Origin of the sequence: Staphylococcus sp. TE8, from assembly GCF_000692055.1 — a bacterium.
In the GTDB taxonomy this organism is placed as follows: Bacteria; Bacillota; Bacilli; order Staphylococcales; family Staphylococcaceae; genus Staphylococcus; species Staphylococcus capitis.
Window position 1 is genome coordinate 709,498 of the sequence record NZ_JMGB01000001.1, and the last position, 26,343, is coordinate 735,840.

Genomic DNA, 26,343 nt, shown 5'->3' on the forward strand with positions numbered 1-26,343 from the left:
ATGACGAATCAACATAAGCCATTTATTGTTGTTATTGTTGGACCAACAGCATCAGGTAAAACTGAATTAAGTATTGAAGTTGCAAAAAAATTTAATGGAGAAATCATTAGTGGCGATTCAATGCAAGTATATAAAAATATGGATATTGGAACAGCTAAAGTAACACAAGATGAAATGGATGGTATCACGCATCATATGATAGACATCTTAGAACCAGATGAGTCGTTTTCGGCATTTGAATTTAAAAAACGTGCAGAAGCATGTATTGAAGATATTACAAATAGAGGTAAATTACCTATTATCGCGGGTGGCACGGGCCTTTACATACAATCATTACTTTATAATTATGAATTTGAAGATGAAACTATTTCAGAAGAGCAAATGAAACGTGTTCAAGCACAACTTGAAGAATTAAAACACTATAATAATGGAGAATTGCATCAGTATCTAGCATCATTTGATAGTGACTCTGCAGAAGATATTCATCCAAATAATCGAAAAAGAGTACTTCGAGCGATAGAATACTATTTAAAAACAAAAAAACTTTTAAGTTCTCGCAAGAAAGTGCAACAATTTACTGAAAATTATGATACATTATTATTAGGGATTGAAATGTCGCGCGAAACATTATATTTTAAAATAAATAAACGTGTCGATATTATGTTGGGTCACGGATTATTTAAAGAAGTGCAAGACCTCGTAGAACAAGGTTTTGAATCAAGTCAAAGTATGCAAGCAATTGGATATAAAGAACTCGTACCTGTAGTAAAAGGTCATATACAGATGGATGATGCTGTTGAAAAACTTAAACAGCATTCACGTAAGTATGCGAAACGACAATTAACTTGGTTTAAAAATAAAATGGACGTTCGTTGGTTAGATAAAGAAAAAATGTCACTTCAGATGATGTTAGATGAGATTACAACCCAAATAAATAAAAGGAGTTCTAAACATGATTGCAAACGAAAACATCCAAGATCAAGCACTAGAGAACTTTAAAGCAGACAAAACTGAGGTCACTGTATTCTTTTTAAACGGCTTTCAAATGAAAGGTGTTATTGAAGACTTTGACAAATATGTCGTAAGTTTAAATTCTCAAGGCAAACAACATCTGATTTACAAACATGCGATCAGCACTTTCACAGTTGATAATGAAGCAGAAGAATCAACTGAAGAAAAAAGTGAAGAATAGAAGTTGTAATCAAAGTGCATTAATAACGCCATTTTGTTGAAAGTAAAATCTAATCGTTGGTTTTACTAATCAATGAAATACATTTAATTATTGAAGATAATGTTTTAAAACACTAAGCACTTTAGAACAAATCAAGGGAATGTTTGTAATAAAAAAATGCTTCATGCAATGTGTTATTGAAGTTCGTCTTAATTTCAATAATTACACATTACATGAAGCATTTTTCATTATAGTTACACTTTATATTACTCTTACTTATTAATTATAATAATTTTTCAATTTCACTTGCGATTTGGTCTGGTTTTTTCTGAGGAGAAAAGCGTTTAATAACATTACCCTCACGATCAACTAAGAATTTAGTGAAATTCCATTTGATTTTTTCATTTAACATACCTTTTGCAGCGTCAGTTAAATAACGGAATAAAGGATGTTGATTGTCGCCTTTAACGTCTACTTTCTCATGAATAGGGAAAGTAACGCCATAATTAATTTTACAATTTTGAGCGGCCTCTTCTCCTGAACCAGGTTCTTGTCCGCCAAATTGATTACAAGGGAAACCTAAGACGATAAAGCCTTTATCTTTATAGTTATCATATAACTTTTGTAATCCTTCAAATTGAGGAGTAAAACCACATTCACTAGCAGTGTTTACGATTAGCATTACGTCGCCTTTATACTGTTCTAATTTATAATTTTCACCATTATTTTTTTGTACTACGAAATCATAAATTGTTTCCATATCTATCACCCTTTCGATTTACTTTAAATTTAACATAATTTAATCGTATAGTCTTTGTTTATACTCTATGATAGAATGTTTTGAGTAACTTTTTAAAAGGAGATGTATATCATGGCACAGCAACCACATACGACTAAGAAGAAATTAGAGACTGCTGTTTTAATCGGTGTACATGCTCAAACGGATAATCAATTTAATTTTGATTCAACTATGGAAGAATTAGAAGCTTTATCTCAAACTTGCCGTTTAAATGTTAAGGGACAAATCACTCAAAATAGAGAACAATTTGATCATAAATATTATGTAGGTAAAGGTAAAATAGAGGAAATTAAAGCTTTCATCGAATTTCATGATATAGATGTTGTCGTTACAAATGATGAATTAACGACGGCTCAATCTAAAACATTAAATGATAATTTGGGCATAAAAATCATCGATAGAACCCAATTGATTTTAGAAATATTCGCATTAAGAGCAAGAAGTAGAGAAGGTAAATTACAAGTTGAACTTGCACAACTTGATTATCTTTTACCACGATTGCAAGGTCATGGAAAGAGTCTTTCTCGTTTAGGCGGTGGCATAGGTACAAGAGGTCCAGGTGAAACAAAACTTGAAATGGATCGACGTCATATTAGAACACGCATGAATGAAATCAAGCACCAACTACAATCAGTAGTTGAACATCGTGAAAGATATAGAAATAAACGAGAACAGAATCAAGTTTTCCAAGTTGCCTTAGTTGGTTATACGAATGCTGGAAAATCATCTTGGTTTAACGTTTTAGCGAATGAAGAAACCTACGAAAAGGATTTACTCTTTGCAACATTAGACCCAAAAACACGTCAAATACAAATAAATGAAGGGTTTAATCTTATTATTTCAGATACAGTAGGTTTCATTCAGAAATTACCTACAACACTTGTTGCTGCGTTCAAATCTACGCTTGAAGAAGCTAAAGATGCAGATTTACTATTACACGTTGTTGATGCGAGTCATCCTGAACATCGTACGCAATATGATACAGTTAATCAAATCATTGATGATTTAAATATGGATCAAATACCTCAGGCTGTCATTTTCAATAAAAAAGATTTATGCACAGAAGCTCAAGAGGCTCCAGTTGCTAAATCGCCATATGTATTTGTATCTAGTCGTGATGAAAATGATAAAGATAAAGTTAGAAACTTAATGATTGATGAAATAAAACATCATTTAGACTATTATGAAGAAACAGTTGATAGTACAGATGCAAATCGATTGTACTTCTTAAAGCAACACACACTAGTTGATGAACTTTATTTCAATGAAGACAATGAGACTTATAGTATTAAAGGTTATAAAAAATAAAGAAGGAAGAAAAATCATGGAAGAAATGACCAAATTAATTGAAGAAGTTGAAACGACTTTAGCACCATTCTTCAAAGATATTGAGAAAACTGCGTTAATCAATCAAGAAAAAGTATTAGACGCGTTTCACCATGTCAAAGCTACAGAGAGTGACTTGCAAGGATCTACCGGGTACGGTTATGACGATTTTGGTAGAGATCATTTAGAAGAAATTTACGCTCACACATTTAAAGCTGAAGATGCCCTTGTCAGACCACAAATCATTTCAGGTACCCATGCAATTACGCTAGCTCTGCAGAGTACTTTAAAATATGGTGACGAGTTGTTATATATCACTGGAAGTCCATATGACACTTTACTAGAAGTGATAGGTGTGAATGGAAATGGTATAGAAAGTTTAAAAGAACATGGTGTGCACTATAACGAGGTCAAATTGAATAATGGTAAAATTGATATTCCCTCTGTACTTAGTGCAATAAATGAGAAAACGAAAGTTGTCGCTATTCAACGTTCTAAAGGTTATGATCAACGCCCGTCAATTCCGGTGGATGAAATTGAAGAGACGATTGATACAATTAAAACACAGCATCCGAATGTCATTATATTCGTAGATAATTGCTATGGAGAATTTGTTGAAGATAAAGAACCTATTGAAGTAGGGGCTGACTTAATCGCGGGTTCACTCATTAAGAACCCTGGTGGTGGCCTAGCTAAGATAGGTGGGTATATAGCCGGTCGTAAAGATTTAATTGAGAGATGCGGTTATCGCTTAACTGCGCCAGGTATTGGTAAAGAAGCGGGAGCATCTTTAAATTCTTTACAAGAAATGTATCAAGGATTCTTTTTAGCGCCTCATGTAGTCAGTCAAAGTTTGAAAGGCGCATTGTTTACCAGTCTTCTTCTTGAAAAGTTAAACATGAAAACGACACCTAAATACAATGTGAAACGTACAGACTTAATCCAAACGGTACAATTTGAGACGAAAGAACAAATGATATCTTTCTGTCAAAGTATACAACATGCTTCTCCAATTAATGCACATTTTAGTCCAGAACCTAGTTATATGCCTGGATACGAAGATGATGTCATTATGGCAGCAGGTACCTTTGTACAAGGCTCCTCTATAGAATTATCAGCGGATGGTCCTATTAGACCACCATATGAGGCATACGTACAAGGTGGACTTACTTATGAACATGTTAAATTAGCTGTAATACGAGCAGTTACACAACTGCGAAAACAAAACTTGATATAAAGATTAATGTAACTCTCTAAATAAACTTGATTTAGAGAGTTTTGTATTTGTTTGAACTTTTTGTCAGAAAATTATAAAATTATTTTAGAAAGTATAAGTTGTTGCCTGAAATTAATTAAAAATTTTGAATGAATTTGGTAGTAGAAATATTGATATGACAGGTTTTTGATATTTTATGTTAGAAAACCTTACATACTTTTGTATTATCGATAAAACTATGCTAAATTAATGACAAGTTCAAAAGTAGAGGAGAGGTTCAAGTGCAGTCTAACGATTCAATCAGACGTAACATGGCCGTATTCTCTATGAGTGTAGTGAGTAAATTAACCGAACTAAGTCCAAGACAAATTCGATACTATGAGACACATGAACTCATTACACCTGAAAGAACTGAAGGTAACAAAAGGTTATTTTCAATGAATGATTTGGATAGACTTTTAGAAATTAAATCTTTAATTGAAAAGGGTTTTAACATTAAAGGTATTAAACAAATCATTTTTGATGATCAAGATCACTTATCGACAGACGAACAAGAGACTAGAAAAAGAATGATTGTAGATGCAACACAGAAACCGCGTAGCGAAACATTACCAATAAATCGTGGTGACTTATCAAGATTTATTAAATAAAATTTGGAGGATTAAAACCATGCCAAAACGTAGTTTTACAAAAGATGATATTCGTAAGTTTGCTGAAGAGGAAAACGTAAGATATTTAAGATTACAATTTACTGATATTTTAGGAACAATTAAAAACGTAGAGGTTCCTGTTAGCCAATTAGAAAAAGTTTTAGATAATGAAATGATGTTTGATGGTTCTTCAATCGAAGGATTTGTAAGAATTGAAGAATCTGATATGTATTTACATCCAGATTTAGATACTTGGGTAATTTTCCCATGGACTGCTGGACAAGGTAAAGTTGCACGTTTAATCTGTGATGTATTTAAAACAGATGGTACTCCATTTGAAGGTGACCCTCGTGCTAACTTAAAACGAGTTTTAAAAGAAATGGAAGATATGGGATTCACAGACTTCAACTTGGGGCCTGAACCAGAATTCTTCTTATTCAAATTAGATGAAAAAGGTGAACCAACATTAGAACTTAATGATGATGGTGGTTACTTCGACTTAGCACCTACAGACTTAGGTGAGAATTGCCGTCGTGATATCGTATTAGAATTAGAGGATATGGGCTTTGATATTGAAGCAAGTCACCATGAAGTTGCACCTGGTCAACATGAAATTGACTTTAAATATGCAGATGCTGTAACAGCATGTGATAATATTCAAACATTCAAACTTGTTGTAAAAACTATTGCTCGTAAACATAATTTACATGCGACATTTATGCCTAAACCACTATTTGGTGTTAACGGAAGCGGAATGCACTTTAACGTTTCACTATTCAAAGGTAAAGAAAATGCATTCTACGATCCAAATGGCGAAATGCAATTAACAGAAACAGCTTATCAATTTACAGCAGGTGTTCTTAAAAATGCACGTGGTTTCACTGCAGTATGTAACCCTCTAGTAAACTCTTATAAACGTTTAGTGCCAGGTTACGAAGCACCATGTTATATCGCTTGGAGTGGTAAAAACCGTTCTCCATTAGTACGTGTACCTTCTTCAAGAGGATTGTCAACTCGTATTGAAGTACGTTCAGTTGACCCTGCAGCTAACCCTTACATGGCTTTAGCAGCAATCCTTGAAGCAGGATTAGACGGAATTAAGAATAAACTAGAAGTACCAGAACCAGTAAATCAAAATATCTACGAAATGAATCGTGAAGAACGAGAAGCAGTTGGCATCCAAGACTTACCATCAACATTGTATACTGCGTTAAAATCAATGCGTGAAAATCCTTCAATCAAAAAAGCTTTAGGAAATCACATTTACAATCAATTTATTAACTCTAAATCAATTGAATGGGATTATTACCGTACTCAAGTTTCTGAATGGGAACGCGAGCAGTACATGAAACAATACTAAAGCGCTAAACAAAATAGGGGAACCACATTAGGGGTAAGAGCTGAGGCGAAACTGTCTCGGCTCTTTTTTGTGTTGTTAATAATAATTTTAAAGGTGTGAAATGGTCTAGAAGAGTATGGCAAGATATGGCTATAGTTCAAAAAGAAGTGGAAAGAACGACGAGTAATGTTACTTAGAGGGAGACATCCCAATGAGTATATAAAGGATTTTAAGAAACTAACTAACACTACTACTTATAATGCAAGTAGATTGTTAGTTACTGAATCTGCACGTGTTCAGGCTGAATCACAGATGCTAACTTATCTTAAAGATTTAGGTGAAGATGGCGAGTACAAGTATGTAGCAAAAATTGACAAGAAAACATCTAAAATATGTCACACATTAAATGGCAAAGTATTTAAAGTTAAAGATATGATACCTGGAGTTAATGCTCCACCTATGCACCCTTGGTGCAGAAGTACTACAGTACCGCATGTGGGAAACTGGCGGGATAAATTCTTTACTGAACGTAAAGATAAGTATCGGATACAGGACAATGTAATAGAAAAAGAAAAATTACAAGAAAAAGCGAAAAAAGAAATGCTTGATATGATACGTAGTGGTAAAATAAAAGTAGAAATTAATCCAGAAAAAACAAAATAGACATAATAAAGAACATGAGCTATTTAAGCAAAGTGTTGAAATGGCTAAAATAAATGGAGAAAAATTACCAAGTTATACAATTATTTCTAATGAGGAACTAAATAAATTAGTTAAATTAAGAGCCACTACTGGTGAATTTCTATTACTGAATGGTAAATTTAATCGTAAGGAAATTATTGATTTTAAGTTACCAATTGGAAAATCATATATCGATAACAAATATATTGAGAAAGTACATTATTCAAAAACTGGTACACATGTTATACCGTATATTAAAAAGTAGGTGATAATATTGCATATAAGAGATGCTTATGGGCATAAGGTAATGGTTGTTTTAACAAATCAAAAAAATTTAATTGGTAAAGTTACTGACTATGAAAACCCGTTAGAAACTGATACAGGAAATTACAATATGGAATTAGAGACAGATTTAGGAACATATTCATTTGATGAAACAGAAATTAAAGAAATAAGAATAATATCTTAATCGCATCCTTTCTACATAGAAAGAAAAAGAAATCGAGAATATCTTAAGAATTTACACCGAATAAATATGATTAAATACATTGTGAGGTGATTTAGATGTACACATACCAACTTGATGGACAAGGAACAGTTGATGAAATAATAAAAGATATTGAAAATGATATTAAATTAAAAGAAAAAAATTAGTAGCATCCTTTCTACCCATATAAATAGAAAGTGCTGCTATTTTTTATACACTTTTTTACCTTCTACGGAAGGTTATTTTTTATGTCCAAAACGTGCTAATGACGTTATAAAAGCAAGTATGGAATATTCAGTCGACAGACTATAAATGGAGGTATATCATATGGAGAACAATCAAAGTAATATTACTGAAGAAACGAAGCATAATGAGAATTTAGAAACAACTCATGAACAATCACAGCAAAAGGAGCACACATTCTCCCAAGCAGAAGTATCTCAAATGATTAAAGATCGTTTAGCTAGAGAAAAAATCTGATGAACGTATTAAGGATGTCATCTAGGAGGCTGAAAAACTGGCAAATCTGAATGGGAACGCGAGCAGTACATGAAACAATACTAAAGCGCTAAACAAAACAGGGGAACCACATTAGGGGTAAGAGCTGAGGCGAAACTGTCTCGGCTCTTTTTTGTGTTGTTAATAGTAATTTTAAAGGTGTGAAATGGTCTAGAAGAGTATGGCAACATAAGGCTATAGTTCAAAAAGAAGTGGAAAGAACGACGAGTAATGTTACTTAGAGGGAGACATCCTAATGAGTATGTATCTGAGTTTAAAAAGCAAACAAATTCCACAACTTATAATACAAGTAGATTGTTAGTTACTGAATCAGCACGTGTGCAGGCTGAATCACAGAAGCTAACTTATCTTAAAGAATTAGGTGAAGATGGCGAGTACAAGTATGTAGCAAAAATTGACAAGAAAACATCTAAAATATGTCACACATTAAATGGCAAAGTATTTAAAGTTAAAGACATGATACCAGGTGTGAATGCGCCACCGATGCATCCTTGGTGTAGAAGTACCACAGTGCCACATGTCGGCAGTTGGCGAGACAAGTTCTTTAAAGAGCGTGAAGGTAAGTATCGAGTAGAACAAAAAGAAGAAAATAACGAGCTTAAACAAGCTAAAGTGTTAGGTAAGAAAATTAATATTACTGATCAAGCGATTGATAAAGTAAGATATGTTGATATTCCAACACATACAAAAGAAGAAAATCATTTTATACAAGAACAACATAAAAAATTACTTAGAGATGCTAAAGAAAACAATGATAGTAATGAAGTTGCTTATTTGTTAAAAGATGGTAAAGTTACCAAGTTATATGGTAATCAAGATACAGTTTCATTTTATCCTGGAGAAAAGGGGACAGAGTTATTATTTAAAAGTAAACCTAATTCAATCATTATGTTACATAATCATCCAGGACAATCAGGTTTTTCATTGAATGATATTTCTTTATTTGTAAGGTTAAATTCTATCAAAAGTATAACAATAGTTACAAATTATGGAAAAACTAAATATCTGACAAAAGGTGAAAACTATTCAAAAGAAGCAGCATTAAGTTTGTATAAAGAATTGCTAATAGATGTAGGAAATCAAGTAGATAAAAAAATAGTTGATAAATTTTTAAAGAAAATATATAATTTTGGTATAATTAGTAGAAAGTAGTGAATTTTTATGGCTATATATCAGTTAGATGGAGAATGTAACATAAAAGAATTAATTAAAGATATTGAAAAAAGTCTTGAAGAAGAAAGAGCATACAAAAAAACGAAACAATTAGAAAAAGAACAGTCAAAATCACAAGATAAATAGCATCCTTTCTACACAAATATATAGAAAGTGGTGCTATTTTTATAAACTTTTTTAACCTTTTACGGAAGGTTATTTTTTATGTCCAAAACGTGCTGATGACGTTATAAAAGCAAGTATGGAATACTCAGTCGACAGACTATAAGCGGAGGTATATCTCATGGAAAACAACCAAAGTAATATTACTGAAGAAACAAAAAACAATGAGAATTTAGAAACACTTAATGAACAATCGCAACAAAAGGAGAAAACATTCTCCCAAGAAGAAGTATCTCAAATGATTAAAGATCGTTTAGCAAGAGAAAGAAGAAAATCTGATGAACGTATTAAGGATGCCATTCAAGAGGCTGAAAAACTGGCAAAAATGAATGGGAACGCGAGCAGTACATGAAACAATACTAAAGCGCTAAACAAAACAGGGGAACCACATTAGGGATAAGAGCTGAGGCGAAACTGTCTCGGCTCTTTTTTGTGTTGTTAATAGTAATTTTAAAGGTGTGAAATGGTCTAGAAGAGTATGGCAAGATAGTGCCGTAATTCAAAAAGTAGTGGAAAGAACGGCTAGTAATGTGTCACTTAGGGGAAGACATCAGCACGTGTTCAAGCTGAATCACAGAAGGTAACTTATCTTAAAGATTTAGGTGAAGATGGCGAGTACAAGTATGTAGCAAAAATTGACAAGAAAACATCTAAAATATGTCACTCTTTAAATGGCAAAGTATTTAAAGTTAAAGATATGATACCTGGAGTTAATGCTCCACCAATGCATCCATGGTGTAGAAGTACTAAAGTACCGCATTTGGGAAACTGCCGGGATAAATTCTTTAATGAACGTAAAGGTAAGTATCAGACTGAGAATAAAGAATCAGAAAAAGAAAAAATACAAGAAAAAGCAAAAAAAGAAATGCTTGATATGATACGTAGTGGTAAAATAAAAGTAGAAATTAATCCAGAAAAACAAAATAGACATTGTAAAAATCATAGACTTTTTGAAGAAAGTAAATCGAAAGCCATTAAAAATAATTATATGCTTCCAAGCTACACTACTATACCTAATCGAGAATTGAATAAATTACTTATGGAAAAATCAAATACTGGTATAATGTTATTAGTTAACAATAAATTTAATAAAAAAGAAATTATAGACTTTGGCGTTGTAATTGGAAAAGCTTTTGTAAATGGTCGTTATATTAATACTAAATTAGGGAAAGTACATTATTCTAAGACAGGTACACATGTAGTTCCTTATATTAAGAAGGAGATGAAAAAATGAGAATAGCTAGGTCTTACGGACATAAAGTAAACGTAGTTTTAAATGATGATAATAAACTTTTTGGAGATGTAATAAATTTTGAAAATCCATATGAAAGTGATTCAGGAAATTTTGTAATGGATTTAGAAACTGAATTAGGTATTTACTCTATTGATGACTCTGAAATTAAAGAAATAAGAATAATATCTTAATGGCATCCTTTCTACCCATATAAATAGAAAGTGGTGCTATTTTTATAAACTTTTTTAACCTTTTACGGAAGGTTATTTTTTATGTCCAAAACGTGCTGATGACGTTATAAAAGCAAGTATGGAATGAAAAGTCGACAGACTATAAACGGAGGTATATCTCATGGAAAACAACCAAAGTAATATTACTGAAGAAACAAAGAGCAATACGAATTTAGAAAATAATGATGAACAAGTACAACAAAATGAGAAAACATTTTCCCAAGAAGAAGTATCTCAAATGATTAAAGACCGTCTAGCTAGAGAAAGAAGAAAATCTGATGAGCGTATTAGAAATGTAATTAAAGAAGCTAAGAAACTGGCAAAAATGAAACCAGTTCAATGCTCAATGAGTCCGGTGTTCAAATTTTAATAAATTAACCATAATAAAAAGATCTCGTCGCATTCTCACAATAATCAATCATTAACCTTTTATTTCCAAAGTAAATTAAGAATAGACGAAATCTCTTCAAATTTAAATAGCAGTATATTAAATTAACTTCAACAACTGTTCTACATTTTCTTCAGTAGTTGCCCAACTAGTCGCAAATCTTACAACACGGTGATTATCATCATATTTTTCCCACACTGCGAATTTAACTTTCTTCTCTAATTCTTTTATTTTATCGTTACTGAGTACAAAGAATTGTTGGTTCGTGGGTGAATCAAAATAGACTTGATATCCTTTTTCTAAAAATCCGTTTTTAACTTTCTTAGCCATATCGATCGCATGTTTACTAATTTTAAAATATAAATCATCTGTAAATAACTCTAAGAATTGGATACCAGTTAATCGACCTTTAGCTAGTAAAGCGCCATGGTGTTTAATAATGGTTGTAAAGTTTTTTGGCTCATTGTTCTTAGTGAATACAATTGCCTCACCACATAGTGCACCTATTTTAGTACCACCAATATAAAAGATGTCACAGTATTTAGCTACATCTTCAATAGTGACGTCGGTATTTTCACTCATCAACCCGTAACCGAGTCTAGCGCCATCCATGAATAATGGTATCTCATGTTGACGACAAACTTTGGCTAAACTATTTAATTCCTCTTGTGAATATAGTGTGCCATATTCTGTGGGATGAGAAATATAAACCATCCCCGGAAATACCATATGTTCTTTTTTGAAGTCACTATAAAAAGTTTCTAAGTAAGCTTCAACACCTTTAGCGGATATTTTTCCTTCTTCTGATGGGATGGCTAAAACTTTATGGCCACTAAATTCAATCGCGCCACCTTCATGAACCGCCACATGTCCCGTATCTGCTGATATAACACCTTCGTAACTTTTCAACATAGAATTGATAACTACTTGGTTTGTTTGAGTTCCGCCAACTAAAAATCTTACAGTTGCCTCAGGACACTTGATAGTTTTTCTAATTTTATCAGCTGCTTGTGCTGAGAAGTCATCAAAGCCGTATCCAGCAGCTTGAACCATGTTTGTATCAATAAGTCGTTTGAGTACTTTCTCATGTGCACCTTCTAAGTAATCATTTTCAAATGAAATCATTAACTTTCCCTCCTAAGTTAAATCCAATCTTCAATATTATTCAATACATCTTGATGATTCACTTTTATTAGAAAAATAAATTCTCATTTTTAGGGGTAGTAAACAAGAAATGATTAACTAATAAAAATATCAAAAGATAGATAATTCTGAATATTCAATCGAATGTTGTTATTATACATCATGATAACTAAAATTAAAATATATTCCGAACAACCTATTTAAATAATTGGCAATTAAACAAATTGTTTCTGTAATAATTGAATTTTTATATGAAAAGTTCTATCATTTAATCAACATAAAGAAAGGGGAATGTACCTTATGCAACAAATTAAATTCAAAACATTTACAGAAGATTCTATTGAAAGATTGGAAAAAAGCGTTAATGATTTTCTTAAGTCAGATGAAGGTAGTGCATATAGCTTATTAAATATCACTATTAAACAAATTGAGGAGCGAAAGTTTCCAAATATAGAAGAAGATTATAACGCAATAGTAACTTTAGTTACTAAAGAATAATATAAGAGAAATATCCACTTGATATGATTCAGGTGGAAATACATATAGGAGTTAACATTCATGAATTTAGGATATTTTGGTACTATTTTAGCGATTTTATTAGTCCTAGGATTTATCATTAATTTGATACTTGCTTTTATTATCATTTTCTTGGAAAAGGACCGACGAAGTGCAAGTTCCACATGGGCATGGCTATTTGTCCTTTTCTTATTACCAATAGTAGGATTCATTCTTTACTTATTCCTAGGTCGAACTGTTTCTAAGAAAAAGCTAGAGAAAAATAACGGAAAAGAGTTGGATGCTTTCCAAGATTTAGTTAAAGCACAAGCAAATAGCTTTGAAAAATTAAATTTTAATTCTCCAAACGACCAAGTTACAAAACATCATGATTTAATCCGAATGTTATTGATGAAACAAGATGCTTTTTTAACAGAGAATAATAAAATTGAATTATTTACGGACGGTCATCAACTATTTGATAAAGTTATAGAGGATATCTATAACGCTAAAGATTATATTCATCTGGAGTATTATACATTTGAACTTGATGGCCTTGGAAATCGTATTATCGATGCGTTAGAAACTAAAATCAAAGAAGGCTTAGAAGTCAAATTATTATATGATGATGTAGGTTCGAAAAAAGTGAATATGGCTAAATTTAAAAAATTTAAGTCTCTAGGTGGAGAGGTTGAAGCCTTTTTTGCTTCTAAATTACCTATCATCAACTTTAGAATGAATAACCGAAATCACAGAAAAATTATTATCATAGATGGTCAAGTTGGCTATGTCGGTGGTTTTAATATAGGTGACGACTATTTAGGTCTAGGTAAATTAGGTTATTGGAGAGATACACACCTTCGTGTTCAAGGTGATAGTATTGACGCATTGCAACTAAGATTTATTCTGGATTGGAACTCACAAGCACATCGACCACAGTTCGAATATGACCAAAAATATTTCCCTAAAAAGATTGGGGAAAAAGGAGATAAAGCATTACAAATTGCATCGAGTGGACCAGCGTTCGATCTTCACCAAATTGAATATGGTTATACAAAAATGATAATGAGTGCAAGAAAATCAATTTATCTTCAAAGCCCTTACTTTATACCAGATCAATCTTATATTAACGCGCTGAAAATGGCTGCAAATAGTGGGGTAGACGTCAATTTGATGATTCCATGTAAACCTGATCATCCATTTGTATATTGGGCTACATTTTCAAATGCAGCTGATTTGTTAGATAGTGGTGTAAAAATTTATACTTATCAGAATGGATTTATACATTCTAAAATATTGATGATCGATGATGAAGTTTCATCTGTAGGTAGTGCGAACATGGACTTTAGAAGTTTCGAGTTAAACTTTGAAATTAATGCCTTTGTGTACGATAAAGAAATTGCACAACAATTACGTCATGCTTTCGAAGAAGACGTGAAGAAATCAAAACTTCTTACCAAAGAAAAATATGAGCAACGTCCACTTTCAATTAAGTTTAAAGAAGATTTAGCTAAGTTAATTTCACCAATTTTATAAACTAATAATTAAGTAGAATCCTCGTTCGAAAGAGCGAGGTTTTTTAGTCGCTAATAACTTTATTATGTAAACTAAAAATAAATGACAAATGTCACGTACTAATAATGACAAAATGAACTAAATTATGTACCTAGTAATTGATAAATTGTATATATCCTAAAGAAAAGGCGTGATTATTATGATAAAGATTAACAATTTATCTAAGTCCTTCAAGAAGACTAGTGTACTCAATGATATTAATTTAGAAATTAAGGAACATTCTTGTACAGCTTTGATTGGTAAAAATGGTGCAGGAAAGTCAACGCTTATAGATATATTAATTGGTAATATGCAAGGTGATAAGGGGGAGATTATCGATAAGTCTAGAATGATCAATCATCATAAAATGGCAATCTTATTTCAAAAAACTAATTTTCCTAAATTTTTCAAAGTAAAAGAATTATTTAAACTTCATCAGTCTTTTTACGCAAATTCGATATCATCATCACGTTTTTTAGATATTACTCAATTTAGTGAAACCCAAATGAATCAGATGGCATATCAGTTATCTGGAGGACAGAAACGTATTCTTGATTTTGCATTAACACTCGTTGGTCAACCTGAATTTTTAATACTAGACGAGCCTACAACTGCTATGGATATTGAAACAAGAGAACATTTCTGGAGAATGATTGAGGATCTCAAATCAAAGAATGTCACGATTCTTTATACTTCTCATTACATTGAGGAGGTTGAGCGAATGGCTGATCATGTCGTCTTACTAGATGAAGGTCGAATTCAATTAAGTGATTCTCCTGAACAGATTAAAAATCAACAGACTTATTCCACAGTAGTTTTACCACCAATTTGTAAAGATATGGTTGAAGAGTTAGAGAATGAGTTTGAAATTGCAAAGTATAAAAATAATTATGAAGTGAGAACGAATCACGTTGATACAGTTATACAAAAGTTAATTGATCATCACATTGATTTAAACCAAATTGAAATTCATAAAACTTCATTATTAGATATTATGTTTTCGAATAATAGTGATCAAGAAGGAGTGACTTTATAATGGTAGCCACATTTTTTAAAACTGAATTTAAAGTGATGTTTAGAAAGAAGCTATATTTATTCATGTCTATATTTCTACCATTAGCATTCTATCTTTTATTTACTTCGTTGTTGGATTTACCTGAAGAAGCTAAAGAACCGTTTTATAAGGAGTATATGTACAGTATGACTGTATTTAGTTTATTAAATTTTTGTATGTTGTCATTTCCTCTAGACATGATTGAGGAGAGAAACAATGGTTGGTATAAACATTTGATGTCTACTCCTTTAAAGCCATCACAATATTATTTAGTAAAAGTCTTAAAAACCATGTGCCAATTTTTAGGAACGATTATAGTTATTTTCACAGTGGCACACTTTTATAAAGATGTAAGTATGAATTTATCAGATTGGTTACTATCTGGAGTTACTTTATGGGTGGGAGCAAGTTTATTCTTAACTTTAGGACTGATTATTGCACAATTTAGTGATAGTCAAAAGGCGAGTAGTGTAGCAAATTTACTTAATATGACTATGGCTATAGTAGGTGGTTTATGGTTTCCGATTAATACTTTTCCAGATTGGTTACAGACCATTTCTAAAAAAATGCCTACCTATCACTTAAAGCAAATGTCGTTAGATTTAGGTAAAGATAAAGGTATCAATTATGAGTCACTTGGCTTTTTACTTGTGTATAGTATAATTTTCCTAAGTATTGCTTTACTGATTAATAAAAAGAAAGATGTGTCTTAAATGAGATCAAAGCGTGGTTTTGGAGTAAGGATGGGTGAAATTTCTTCACTTATATATTTAATATTTCCGATATTTGGATTATTTTATAGTGAACATCAATATAATATTTTGGTGTATAGTATTATTTTATCTATCTTTACTATCTCGTATCTAATCCTTGTCCTCTTTCACACTAAGATAAATAAAAATCACTTATATATCTTTTTGCTTATCCATTATCTCTGCATCATGTATTTTGTTTATGCTTATGAACCATTATTGAGTATGTTCTTTTTTTATAGTGCATTTGCTTTACCCTTCATTTTCGATGTGGGAGTGAAATCAAAAGAATTTATAAGTTTTATTACTACAATGATTATATGTGCCTTTTTAACCTATATTACGCATCATGATTATGTGTATACGATGATAATTTACTACATCGTCATCTTGATGATTGCGTTTGGTAATTTTCAAGTGCGTAAAGATCGTAGGGTGCGTAAAGAACTCGAAGAGAAGAATAAATATATTAACGTACTTATAGCAGAACAAGAACGAAATCGTATTGGTCAAGATCTTCATGATACTTTGGGTCATGTGTTTGCAAGTTTAACGTTAAAATCTGAACTTGCCACTAAACTCCTTGATACCGACAAAGAGGCAGCTAGAAATGAAATGCGAGCAATTAATGAGTTATCTAGAGAGACACTTAATAAAGTACGCACTATTATAGATGACTTGAAAGTCCAATCATTTGAAGAGGAAGTTTTATCAGTAGAATCTATTCTTCATGATGCAAATTTGAATTTTATTTTCAAAAATAAAAGTGCTGCGAGGTCATTAAACCCGGCCAAGCAATCCATACTATCGATGATATTAAGAGAAGCGATTAATAATGTAATTAAACATGCACATGCCACAGAAGTTGTAGGGAAAATTAAAGAAAAGCAACACGAAATCACATTGATTGTGAGTGATAACGGGGTAGGTATCGATGGCGAAGTCGCGAGTTCGCTGAAAAGTATTAGAGAACGTACCGCATATTTAAATGGAGAAGTTGAAGTTCAATCAAATGAAGGCACTACAATAATAGTCAGAATTCCTAGGAGTGAATTAATGTGATATCACTAATAATAGCTGAAGATCAATTAATGTTAAGACAAGCCATGGTACAACTTATTGAAATGCATGAGGATATGAAAGTTTTAAATGATGTCGAGAATGGTGAAGAAGCACTTCAATTAATTGAAAATAAAGAACCCGATGTAGCCATCTTAGATATAGAGATTCCTGGTATGACTGGGTTAGAAATTTTAGCTCAAATTCGAGCTAAAGGGATAAATACTCGTGTAATTATAGTGACAACATTTAAGCGACCTGGTTATTTTGAGAAAGCTGTAGCTAACGATGTAGATGCCTATGTGTTGAAAGAACGTTCTGTAGAAGATTTAGTCAATACTATTTATAAAGTTATGAATGGTGAAAAAGAATATAGTACCTCATTGATGACTACTTTATTTAGTGAGTCAAATCCATTAACGCATAAGGAACAAGTTGTATTAAAAGAAATAGGCAACGGTTTAAGTAGTAAAGAAATTGCTGAAAAATTGTACTTGTCTAATGGTACTGTTAGGAATTATACAAGTACGATTATTGATAAAATGTGCTCTGAAAATCGCTTTGATGCATGGAAAAAAGCGATTGCTAAAGGATGGATATAAACTTTGATAGAATATATTACTTTTTAATTATTAATTTCGGGCGGTCAGTTTTATCTACATAATTAGATAATAGTGATAAAATTTCTACAACTTTGTGTGTGGGTGTTTCAATACTCAAGGTGTGTTGAAATATTCTTCCTTTAGCTGTTTTTACTTTATACGTCACAGAGTTTGTGTCGATGATACAATCTAAAATTTCCATCGTTTCGTACCTCCAATCATAAGTGTTGTAAATATGTTAGTCTTAATAAATTGTTAATAAATTTAGACTTTATCTACTTACAACTTTTATGTCGGAGATACATTTATAAAAATTATTCTTCTATAAAATAAAGCTGAATAGTTTAGTTGTAAAAATAGATATTATATTATTTCTGTAACTATACCACTTTAGATAATTATTACTCCTAATTTGTAAAATATTTTAAATTTGGTTTTAGCTAAATATATTTTTGCAAAAGCCTTATTAATATAAAAAACCATACGCTTTGCGTATGGTTCGTAAAAATTCTATTATCATTAATTGAATTTTTTAATTTATAACGACTTCTCTTCCTTAGGATAGTCTAACTTAAGAGAAGCCATTTGAATTTTCCCCTTGAAGTTTAAATTTTCCTTAGACCATTTTACCTTCACTTTTTCCTTTTATTTAGTGTTGATTGAATAATGTATACAATGAAACCAACTAAAATGCCTAATAATAAGGCTACTACAACACTTACTATAATAGGTAATTTAAATACTATTTGTAATACTACGCCTATGATTATTGCTACAATAATTGCGATTAAAGATATTTTATTTTCATTAGATGAATCCATCTATTTCACTCCTAACATTACATATTATAGCATGAGCTTACATTTTGAAAAAATAACTATTAGAAGAAGCTTGTGCTTCATCAGTTTAAATTTCATGTTGACTACAAAGTGAATTTTATTTAACATAAATCAGAATATAACGTGAAGTAAGGTGACATCTATGAAATCAAAAAAAGGATTATCGCTAATTGTTGTTGCATTAATCGCAATAATAGTAATACTATTTCAATTTATTAACCATGATGGGCCATTCGGTGCTCATCAATCAACGGAAGAAAATCAAAGCGCAGATTTGAAAGGGAAGGACAAAGTCTACGTTGAGCGTGTAGTGGATGGAGATACTTTTCTTGCTAAGAAAGATGGTGAGCGCATTAAAGTTAGAATGATTGGTATGGACACGCCTGAAACGGTTAAACCTAATACTCCTGTTCAACCCTATGGTAAAGAAGCGTCAAATTATAGTAAGAAAGAGTTAACACATAAATATGTTTATTTAGAGTATGATAAAGAAAAAAATGATAGATATGGTCGAACTTTAGCTTACGTTTGGCTAAGTAAAAATAGGATGTTTAATAGAGAGCTAGTTGAGAAGGGGTTAGCTAGAGAGAAATACTATTCTCCAAATGGTAAGTACAGACAAATTCTTAAAAAAGCACAAGAAGAGGCGAAACAAAATAAAGTGAACTTATGGAGTTAATATATTTAAAGGCCAAGAGGATTTATTAGCAATCTTCTTGGCCTTTTTAATCTATGAAATGTTATTTAAAACTCTCAGATATATCTTGGACTTGTTCATCATTGAGAGGGTGCTTAGAAAGTTGTATAGCATCTTCTATGACCTTTTCAAGAGAAGATTGAGTAGATACTGTATCCACATATTTATCACTTTCATCTGAACCTTCAATAATATTTACGCTACCATCACTGAAATAAACAACGCCGATACTTTGTATCTTAAATCGATAATCTGATTCAATTTGATCTTTAAGTGCTTTAGCATTGTTTGCAGCTTGTTGGTATGGATCTTGATCATAAAACTCGTATATCACACGATTATCTTGTAAGATTTCTGTAAATGTATAGACACCTGTACGTGTCGTATTGAATTGGCTATGATATCTACTACTTACATAATGACCTACTATTTGATCAGTATCATAGGGTTGATTCTTTTCTTCAAAATGTTTATCTGGAACGTCGAAATGGTAGAAAGTTTTTTGATTCCAATTTTTTACGTCGACATTGATGAGTCCTACATCAGTGACAATAATAAAATCAAATGATCTTGCATATTCAAATAATGGGTGTTTCACAGCTAAATTATTTGTAGAAACAATTGAATATGTTTTTAATCGACCGTTGTTTTTAAAGCGATCCAAAATCTTTTGTAACTCACGCTTAGCATTTTTAAAAGCATGGTGTCCTACATCGTTATTAGAACTTAACATTTGATTCTTTAAAGCTAAATTTTCTTCGCTTAAAGTTGAATTTTTAGCAATTAATTGATTTCTAGCGTATTCTTCAGTCTCAACTCTATCTTTCATATATCTTTGATTTAAGACAATAGCTATAATCAAAATAATAATAATTACAGATAAAATGACCGTTACAGACATAAATATTCACCCAAATCTTAAGATTTTAAATTCTAATTTCAAAACAAATTATATACGTCTTAAAATTTGAGTTCAATCATTATGAGTACAAATAATGATTAAACTTTCTTGCGCTATATTTAATGTTTACAAAATTTTAAGAAATCGAAATCTTTACTCAATATCTAAAAGAACGTAATATAACTCTTTTTGTTTTTATGTATATATGAAAAGGCTATACTTTATAAATATATTAATTTTAATTTACTAAATGTTCACAATTCTGCGTTTGATAATTGTATATTTCGAATGTATAATTAAATTTATGAAAGCGCTTGCTTAAGGAGGTGTACGAATGAAACTTGAATCACAAAAACCAGTCGACCAAATAGTTAAGATATTAATGGATACATCTACTCATATTTTTAAATTTCATGGTGAAGTTGCGATGCAGTTGTTTTTGAATGATGAGTTTAAGTTACCTAATAAAGTAGATATTTGCGTTGAACGCAAAAAATTAATTGAAATCGTCAAAGTTATACCTAAGGATTTCACTATAGAATATTATGGTAAGGCAAATGGGGTTTCGAAGAATAAAAAACTTTCATTATCTGAAGTTGCCCATGTAGAAGTATTCAAAGATGGAAATATGGTTCTCAATATTTTCGTTTATGATGTAGTAAATGATCAGTGGATATTCAGATTAGATAATAAAATCCGTTTACCAAAAAATAATATTTATTTTCACTCATTAAACTGGAATGTAGATTATATAAAACCTGAAATAGTTTTAATGTATGATTTAATGGATAATCAAAATTATCATCAATTTTCAAATTATAAGGCTGTGATTGATTCACTAAGTTATTATCAATTTTATATTTTAAAATTAGTAGTAGGGAAAAAACGTATTGAAGAAGCGGTAATAAATAATAGAAAAATATCATAAAAAGATTTCTACGACATACACTTGATATAGACTAAAGTAGTATATGTATTGTAGAAATCTTTTTATCTTTTATGAACATAAATTTTTTAAACAAATACCATGGTAACAAAATTCATAAGTTGATAGGACAGCTTTTTCTGCATCTTCAACTCGTATACCGAACATCATTGATATTTCAGAAGCCCCTTGGTTAATCATTTTTAAGTTAATATTAGATTCTGAAAGTGCATGAGTGATTTTACTCGCTGTACCAACTACTTGATTCATTCCTTCTCCAACAATCATTAAAATTGCTAGGTCGTGGTCAACGCTAAGTTCATCTACTTCACACCGTTTTCTGATTTCATTTAAAACTTGACTTTCTTTACCTTTGATTTGATTCGTACGCATTATAATACTGATATTATCAATACCAGATGGCATATGATCAAATGAGATATTAAACTCCTCTAATACGGCTAGAATCTTTCGTGTAAATCCTACCTGTCTATTCATCAAATATTTCTTAATATTGATAACTGTAAAGCCTTTGTCGCAACTTATACCACTAATTACATTGTCCGAATTTACTTCTCTATCATGCCGAATATAGGTACCTTTATCATTTGGGCGATTCGTATTTTTTATTACAACAGGTATCCGATCCTTATATAAAGGTTGTAGCGCTTCATCATGAAAAACTCCAAACCCTGCATATGAAAGTTCTCGCATTTCTCTATAAGTAATCTCTTCAATTAACTCCGGCTTATCTATAATTGTTGGATTTGCTTTGAAAATACCTGACACATCAGTGAAGTTTTCATAAAGAGATGCTCTTACACCTCTAGCAATTATAGCACCCGTAATATCTGAACCGCCTCGGGGGAAGGTTACAATATAATTTTGTTTAGAAATTCCAAAGAAACCAGGGATAATAAGCTTTTCTTTATAATTACGTAATTTATAAATCTTTTCATATGAAGAATCTATAATTTGAGCTTGTTGAGGCAGATCCGTCACAGTGAGTCCAGCTTCTTTAGGAGAAACATACCGTGTAGGGATACCTTGGCTATTATTATAGCTTGCAATCAATTGCGCATTGAAATCTTCTCCACATGATAATAAAGCGTCGTATAAACGTGAAGGTTTATCATAAAGTTGGTTAATGTAAAGTTCTAACGTTTCATCAATGGTAGTTAATATTTCATCATCCATATCTAACTCTTTTACAATGTCAGCATAGCGCTGAATAATTTCTTTTTTCTTATTTTGATACTCTAAACCATTGAGTACTTTTTCATATAAACGAATGAGTAAATCAGTTGTTTTGGTATCATCATTACTCCTTTTACCTGGGGCAGAAACAATAATTATCTTGCGCTCAGGGTCTCCATTTACAATATCTAATACCTTTTTAATTTGTTTAGCATTGGAGACAGAACTACCTCCGAATTTAGCAACTTTCATGAGTTATCAACCTTTCTAAAAAATCAGAAAATTCTATTCAGTTTTCTGATTAAGCATGGTACTATAGATTTATATTTTCAATATTAAGAACTTTACAAAAATTAAGAATAATTTTATACTAAACCATTATTTAGTATTTTTCAACTGTACAATTGTTTTTCTCAAAAGCACAATAGGAGGTATGATACATGAAAGAATTGAATATTGCATTACTTGGTCTAGGAACTGTTGGATCAGGTGTTGTCAAAATTATTGAGGAGAATAGGCAACAAATTAAAGATACCATCAATAAAGATATTGTCATTAAGCATATTTTAGTACGTGATAAATCAAAAAAGCGTCCATTAAATATTAGCCAATATCATTTAACTGAAGATATTGATGAGATATTAGGGGATGAATCAATTGATATTGTTGTTGAGGTAATGGGAGGTATAGAACCTACAGTCGATTGGTTAAGAACTGCACTTAAAAATAAAAAACATGTGATAACTGCTAACAAAGATTTATTAGCAGTTCATTTAAAATTATTGGAAGATTTAGCAGAGAGTAATGGCGTAGCCTTAAAATTTGAAGCAAGTGTTGCGGGCGGTATTCCAATTGTCAATGCGATTAATAATGGTTTAAACGCTAATAATATTTCAAAATTTATGGGTATTTTGAACGGAACTTCTAATTTTATTCTTACAAAAATGACCCGAGAACAGACAAGTTTCGAGGATGCTCTAGATGAAGCTCAAAGATTAGGATTTGCCGAAGCGGATCCTACAGATGATGTGGAAGGTGTCGATGCTGCGCGTAAAGTTGTCATTACATCTTATCTATCATTTAACCAAGTAATTAAACTTAATGATGTGAAGTTAACTGGTATTAGTGGAACAACATTATCAGATATAAATGCTGCTGATCAATTAGGCTTTAAAATAAAACTAATTGGTAAAGGTACTTATGAAAATGGTCATGTTCACGCTTCAGTTGAGCCAACGCTCATTCATAAGTCACATCAACTTGCAGCTGTTGAGAATGAATATAACGCTATTTATGTTATAGGTGATGCTGTAGGAGACACAATGTTTTATGGTAAAGGCGCTGGTAGCTTAGCCACGGGAAGCGCTGTTGTAAGTGATTTACTCAATGTAGCTTTATTCTTTGAATCGAACCTTCACACGTTGCCACCTCATTTTGAATTAAAAACTGATGAAACGAGAGAGATGATGGATGGGGAAGAACCTGTTGTAATCCAAGAAAAGTTAAATTACTACATTGTTTTACAAAATAATCATTTAACATTTGATAAGATTGAAAATGATATCAAAGCACTGTTGCCATTCCATAAGTCACTTCAAATTGCTGAAAGAGATGAGAATACAGTAGCAGTGATAATTATAGGATTGGATCAATCTCCAGAGGATGTTCTTAATAAATCAGGATACGAAGTCGAAAAGATTTATCCTGTAGAAGGAGTTTAATAAATATGAAAAGATGGCAAGGATTAGTACAAGAATTTAAAGAGTATTTACCAGTTAATGAAGAGACACCACAAATTACTCTAAACGAGGGTAGTACGCCACTTATTTATTGTGAAAAGTTATCTGAAAAACTTGATATAGAATTGTATGTGAAATATGAAGGTGCCAACCCTACAGGATCATTTAAAGATCGTGGCATGGTTATGGCGGTCACTAAAGCTAAAGAACAGGGTAAAAAGATAGTGATATGTGCATCTACAGGAAATACATCAGCTTCAGCAGCGGCTTATGCAGCGCGAGCAGGTTTAAAAGCAATAGTAGTTATACCTGAAGGTAAGATTGCACTCGGAAAATTATCACAAGCTGTAATGTATGGTGCAGAAATTGTCTCAATTGAAGGCAACTTTGATGAAGCACTAGAGATTGTTAAAGAAATTGCTAAAGAGAACAGCGATATTGAATTAGTGAACTCAGTGAATCCTTTTAGAATTGAAGGACAGAAAACTGGGGGATTCGAAATCGTTGAACAATTAGAACAAGCTCCAGACGTATTGGCAATTCCTGTTGGTAATGCCGGAAATATTACTGCTTATTGGAAAGGTTTTAAAGAATATAATGAGAAAAAAGGTAGTCAATTACCTCAATTGTTTGGTTTCCAAGCAGCAGGTGCAGCGCCAATTGTTCAAAATAAAGTCATAAAAAATCCAGAAACAGTTGCTACAGCCATCCGTATCGGTAACCCAGCAAGTTGGCAGAAAGCAGTTAAAGCATTAGAGGAATCTAACGGATTAATAGATAGCGTAACAGATGATGAAATACTTGAAGCTTATCAATTAATGACTACAAATGAAGGTGTGTTTAGTGAACCAGCAAGTAACGCATCAATCGCAGGTTTAATTAAACTTCATAGAGCAGGTAAACTTCCAAAAGGTAAAAAAGTAGTGGCAGTTTTAACTGGTAATGGCTTAAAAGATCCAGATACAGCAATCTCCTTATTGGACAACCCAATTCAACCTTTACCTAATGACAAGGACAGTATCATAAAATACATTAAAGGGGCAATTTGATATGGAAGAAGTTTTAAAACTTAAGATTCCAGCTTCAACTGCTAATTTAGGCGTAGGTTTTGATTCTATAGGAATGGCATTAGATAAATATTTATACATGTCTATTAAAGAAATAAAAGGATATGCTTGGGAATTCTTGTATTATAGTCCTGAATTAGAAACGTTACCCAAAGATGAAAGTAATTATATATATAAAGTTGCACAAGAGGTTGCAGAAAAATATAAAGTAACATTACCATGTTTACAAATTGAAATGAGAAGTGATATCCCACTAGCTAGAGGATTAGGTTCCTCTGCTTCAGCGCTAGTGGGCGCTTTATATATTGCAAACTATTTTGGTAATATTCAATTATCACAATATGAGTTATTGCAATTAGCTACTGAAATTGAAGGTCACCCTGATAATGTTGCTCCAACTATATATGGGGGATTAATTTCTGGCTATTATAACCCAGAGACAAAAGTTACAGATGTCGCACGTATAGATGTTCCTAAGGTTGATATTATTCTAACGATTCCACCGTATGAATTACGTACAGAGGACTCTAGAAATGTTTTGCCTGAAACCTTTTCACATAAAAAAGCAGTACAAAATAGTGCGATTAGTAATACTATGATATGTGCCTTAATTCAACATAAATACGGCTTAGCTGGTAAAATGATGGAACAAGATGGGTTTCATGAACCGTTTAGACAACATCTTATTCCAGAGTTTGAGGAAGTACGCCAATTATCGCGAGAACACCAAGCATACGCAACTGTCATCAGTGGTGCAGGTCCTACAATTTTAACTTTGTGTCCTAGAGAACGTAGTGGCGAATTAGTAAGAGCATTAAGAGATCGAATCACTCATTGTACCTCTGAGCTTGCTACAATTAATGAGAAGGGCGTTATAGAAGAAGTTGTGTACCTAAAGTCCTAAACTATTGTAAAATATAGATAAGAATGATTTTTTGATTAAG

29 protein-coding genes and 5 pseudogenes are annotated in these 26,343 nt (G+C 31.8%); 28 read left to right on the forward strand and 6 right to left on the reverse strand.

All coding sequences use genetic code 11. The features are described from left to right. Together miaA and hfq are read left to right on the forward strand one after the other, a co-directional pair. Nucleotides 1-999, forward strand: a complete 999-nt coding sequence (gene miaA, locus CM54_RS03405) for a tRNA (adenosine(37)-N6)-dimethylallyltransferase MiaA (protein ID WP_037548893.1) — start codon at nt 1-3, stop codon at nt 997-999. Continuing rightward, complete coding sequence (hfq, locus tag CM54_RS03410) at nt 953-1,192, forward strand: RNA chaperone Hfq (RefSeq protein WP_002433967.1); 240 nt, start codon at nt 953-955, stop codon at nt 1,190-1,192. The genes miaA and hfq overlap by 47 nt, the downstream gene beginning before the upstream one ends. 262 nt (nt 1,193-1,454) lie before the next feature. Here the strand turns inward: hfq and CM54_RS03415 are convergent, their stop codons facing one another. Continuing rightward, nucleotides 1,455-1,931, reverse strand: coding sequence for a glutathione peroxidase (locus CM54_RS03415; RefSeq protein WP_023350360.1), 477 nt, complete (start codon nt 1,929-1,931; stop codon nt 1,455-1,457). Nucleotides 1,932-2,042: 111 nt separating this feature from the next. On the opposite strand from CM54_RS03415, the gene hflX reads away from it, so the two are divergent. The 15 genes and pseudogenes from hflX to CM54_RS03475 all read left to right on the forward strand — a co-directional run bounded on the left by hflX (nt 2,043) and on the right by CM54_RS03475 (nt 11,357). Next, nucleotides 2,043-3,278 carry a GTPase HflX gene (gene hflX, locus CM54_RS03420; protein ID WP_023350359.1) on the forward strand — a complete coding sequence of 412 codons (1,236 nt, stop codon included), beginning with the start codon at nt 2,043-2,045 and terminating at the stop codon, nt 3,276-3,278. Between the two features lie 16 nt (nt 3,279-3,294). Continuing rightward, nucleotides 3,295-4,533 carry a methionine gamma-lyase family protein gene (locus CM54_RS03425; RefSeq protein WP_037549799.1) on the forward strand — a complete coding sequence of 413 codons (1,239 nt, stop codon included), beginning with the start codon at nt 3,295-3,297 and terminating at the stop codon, nt 4,531-4,533. A 260-nt stretch (nt 4,534-4,793) separates the two neighbouring features. Continuing rightward, nucleotides 4,794-5,162, forward strand: coding sequence for a MerR family transcriptional regulator (locus CM54_RS03430; RefSeq protein ID WP_002433929.1), 369 nt, complete (start codon nt 4,794-4,796; stop codon nt 5,160-5,162). Between the two features lie 19 nt (nt 5,163-5,181). Beyond that, entirely contained in the window at nt 5,182-6,522 is a 1,341-nt protein-coding gene (gene glnA / locus CM54_RS03435) for a type I glutamate--ammonia ligase (protein WP_002433573.1), read from the forward strand. Between the two features lie 71 nt (nt 6,523-6,593). Further along, nucleotides 6,594-7,447, forward strand: a pseudogene (locus CM54_RS12870) (minor capsid protein); the annotation flags it as partial. A gap of 9 nt (nt 7,448-7,456) precedes the next feature. Continuing rightward, entirely contained in the window at nt 7,457-7,651 is a 195-nt protein-coding gene (locus CM54_RS03450; protein WP_037548894.1) for a hypothetical protein, read from the forward strand. 345 nt (nt 7,652-7,996) lie between these two features. Then, nucleotides 7,997-8,149 (forward strand): hypothetical protein, encoded by a 153-nt coding sequence (locus CM54_RS12725; protein ID WP_023350355.1) that lies wholly within the window; start codon nt 7,997-7,999, stop codon nt 8,147-8,149. A 155-nt stretch (nt 8,150-8,304) separates the two neighbouring features. Next, nucleotides 8,305-9,340: pseudogene (locus CM54_RS12305) on the forward strand (minor capsid protein); the annotation flags it as partial. A gap of 9 nt (nt 9,341-9,349) precedes the next feature. Then, nucleotides 9,350-9,487 (forward strand): hypothetical protein, encoded by a 138-nt coding sequence (locus CM54_RS12520; RefSeq protein WP_153227378.1) that lies wholly within the window; start codon nt 9,350-9,352, stop codon nt 9,485-9,487. A 73-nt stretch (nt 9,488-9,560) separates the two neighbouring features. Beyond that, a pseudogene (locus CM54_RS12875) lies at nt 9,561-9,654 on the forward strand (hypothetical protein); the annotation flags it as partial. Beyond that, nucleotides 9,645-9,875 (forward strand): capsid assembly scaffolding protein Gp46 family protein, encoded by a 231-nt coding sequence (locus CM54_RS03460; RefSeq protein ID WP_037548896.1) that lies wholly within the window; start codon nt 9,645-9,647, stop codon nt 9,873-9,875. The pseudogene CM54_RS12875 and the gene CM54_RS03460, both read left to right, overlap by 10 nt. Nucleotides 9,876-9,957: 82 nt before the next feature. Then, nucleotides 9,958-10,757, forward strand: a pseudogene (locus CM54_RS12310) (minor capsid protein); the annotation flags it as partial. Next, nucleotides 10,754-10,948, forward strand: a complete 195-nt coding sequence (locus CM54_RS03470; protein WP_037548898.1) for a hypothetical protein — start codon at nt 10,754-10,756, stop codon at nt 10,946-10,948. The pseudogene CM54_RS12310 and the gene CM54_RS03470, both read left to right, overlap by 4 nt. A gap of 76 nt (nt 10,949-11,024) precedes the next feature. Further along, nucleotides 11,025-11,118, forward strand: a pseudogene (locus CM54_RS12880) (hypothetical protein); the annotation flags it as partial. Continuing rightward, complete coding sequence (locus CM54_RS03475; RefSeq protein ID WP_051600344.1) at nt 11,109-11,357, forward strand: hypothetical protein; 249 nt, start codon at nt 11,109-11,111, stop codon at nt 11,355-11,357. The pseudogene CM54_RS12880 and the gene CM54_RS03475, both read left to right, overlap by 10 nt. Nucleotides 11,358-11,474: 117 nt before the next feature. On the opposite strand, the gene CM54_RS03480 is transcribed toward CM54_RS03475, so the two are convergent. Beyond that, nucleotides 11,475-12,500: a threonine aldolase family protein gene (locus CM54_RS03480; RefSeq protein ID WP_037548901.1), complete on the reverse strand. Its 1,026-nt coding sequence runs from the start codon at nt 12,498-12,500 to the stop codon at nt 11,475-11,477. 318 nt (nt 12,501-12,818) lie between these two features. On the opposite strand from CM54_RS03480, the gene CM54_RS03485 reads away from it, so the two are divergent. The 6 genes from CM54_RS03485 (at nt 12,819) to CM54_RS03510 (ending at nt 18,034) form a co-directional block, all read left to right on the forward strand. After that, nucleotides 12,819-13,016 carry a hypothetical protein gene (locus CM54_RS03485; RefSeq protein WP_002433822.1) on the forward strand — a complete coding sequence of 66 codons (198 nt, stop codon included), beginning with the start codon at nt 12,819-12,821 and terminating at the stop codon, nt 13,014-13,016. A 60-nt stretch (nt 13,017-13,076) separates the two neighbouring features. Continuing rightward, entirely contained in the window at nt 13,077-14,549 is a 1,473-nt protein-coding gene (gene cls / locus CM54_RS03490; protein ID WP_037548904.1) for a cardiolipin synthase, read from the forward strand. 178 nt (nt 14,550-14,727) lie between these two features. Then, a complete protein-coding gene (locus tag CM54_RS03495; protein ID WP_037548907.1) occupies nt 14,728-15,603 on the forward strand; it encodes an ABC transporter ATP-binding protein in 876 nt (291 codons plus the stop codon). Next, the gene (locus CM54_RS03500) at nt 15,603-16,334 is read left to right on the forward strand and encodes an ABC transporter permease (RefSeq protein ID WP_037548910.1); all 732 of its coding nucleotides are present in this window, start codon (nt 15,603-15,605) and stop codon (nt 16,332-16,334) included. Before CM54_RS03495 ends, CM54_RS03500 begins: the two co-directional genes overlap by 1 nt. Beyond that, nucleotides 16,335-17,435: a sensor histidine kinase gene (locus CM54_RS03505; protein ID WP_002470020.1), complete on the forward strand. Its 1,101-nt coding sequence runs from the start codon at nt 16,335-16,337 to the stop codon at nt 17,433-17,435. It abuts the gene before it with no gap. Further along, complete coding sequence (locus CM54_RS03510) at nt 17,432-18,034, forward strand: response regulator transcription factor (protein ID WP_002433771.1); 603 nt, start codon at nt 17,432-17,434, stop codon at nt 18,032-18,034. The genes CM54_RS03505 and CM54_RS03510 overlap by 4 nt, the downstream gene beginning before the upstream one ends. Nucleotides 18,035-18,050: 16 nt before the next feature. Here CM54_RS03510 and CM54_RS03515 read toward each other — a convergent pair whose 3' ends face one another. Then, nucleotides 18,051-18,236, reverse strand: coding sequence for a hypothetical protein (locus CM54_RS03515; protein WP_002433828.1), 186 nt, complete (start codon nt 18,234-18,236; stop codon nt 18,051-18,053). Between the two features lie 430 nt (nt 18,237-18,666). Next, nucleotides 18,667-18,855, reverse strand: a complete 189-nt coding sequence (locus tag CM54_RS03520) for a hypothetical protein (RefSeq protein ID WP_002433689.1) — start codon at nt 18,853-18,855, stop codon at nt 18,667-18,669. A 160-nt stretch (nt 18,856-19,015) separates the two neighbouring features. Here CM54_RS03520 and nucI point away from each other — a divergent pair, with 160 nt between their 5' ends. Continuing rightward, on the forward strand, nt 19,016-19,552 hold the full coding sequence (nucI, locus tag CM54_RS03525) for a thermonuclease NucI (RefSeq protein ID WP_002433760.1): 537 nt from the start codon (nt 19,016-19,018) through the stop codon (nt 19,550-19,552). Between the two features lie 61 nt (nt 19,553-19,613). Here the strand turns inward: nucI and CM54_RS03530 are convergent, their stop codons facing one another. Next, nucleotides 19,614-20,471, reverse strand: coding sequence for an NERD domain-containing protein (locus CM54_RS03530; RefSeq protein ID WP_023350341.1), 858 nt, complete (start codon nt 20,469-20,471; stop codon nt 19,614-19,616). A gap of 334 nt (nt 20,472-20,805) precedes the next feature. Between CM54_RS03530 and CM54_RS03535 the strand changes: the two genes are divergently transcribed. Further along, entirely contained in the window at nt 20,806-21,399 is a 594-nt protein-coding gene (locus CM54_RS03535) for a hypothetical protein (protein WP_037548917.1), read from the forward strand. Nucleotides 21,400-21,468: 69 nt separating this feature from the next. Here CM54_RS03535 and CM54_RS03540 read toward each other — a convergent pair whose 3' ends face one another. Beyond that, complete coding sequence (locus CM54_RS03540; RefSeq protein ID WP_037548920.1) at nt 21,469-22,845, reverse strand: aspartate kinase; 1,377 nt, start codon at nt 22,843-22,845, stop codon at nt 21,469-21,471. A gap of 188 nt (nt 22,846-23,033) precedes the next feature. Here CM54_RS03540 and CM54_RS03545 point away from each other — a divergent pair, with 188 nt between their 5' ends. From CM54_RS03545 to thrB, 3 genes are read left to right on the forward strand one after another with little or no spacing between them, the layout of a single operon-like run. Continuing rightward, a complete protein-coding gene (locus tag CM54_RS03545) occupies nt 23,034-24,314 on the forward strand; it encodes a homoserine dehydrogenase (RefSeq protein ID WP_037548922.1) in 1,281 nt (426 codons plus the stop codon). Between the two features lie 5 nt (nt 24,315-24,319). Continuing rightward, nucleotides 24,320-25,381, forward strand: coding sequence for a threonine synthase (gene thrC, locus CM54_RS03550; RefSeq protein ID WP_037548925.1), 1,062 nt, complete (start codon nt 24,320-24,322; stop codon nt 25,379-25,381). A gap of 1 nt (nt 25,382) precedes the next feature. Then, complete coding sequence (gene thrB / locus CM54_RS03555; RefSeq protein WP_002433614.1) at nt 25,383-26,303, forward strand: homoserine kinase; 921 nt, start codon at nt 25,383-25,385, stop codon at nt 26,301-26,303. Nucleotides 26,304-26,343 lie beyond the last annotated feature (40 nt).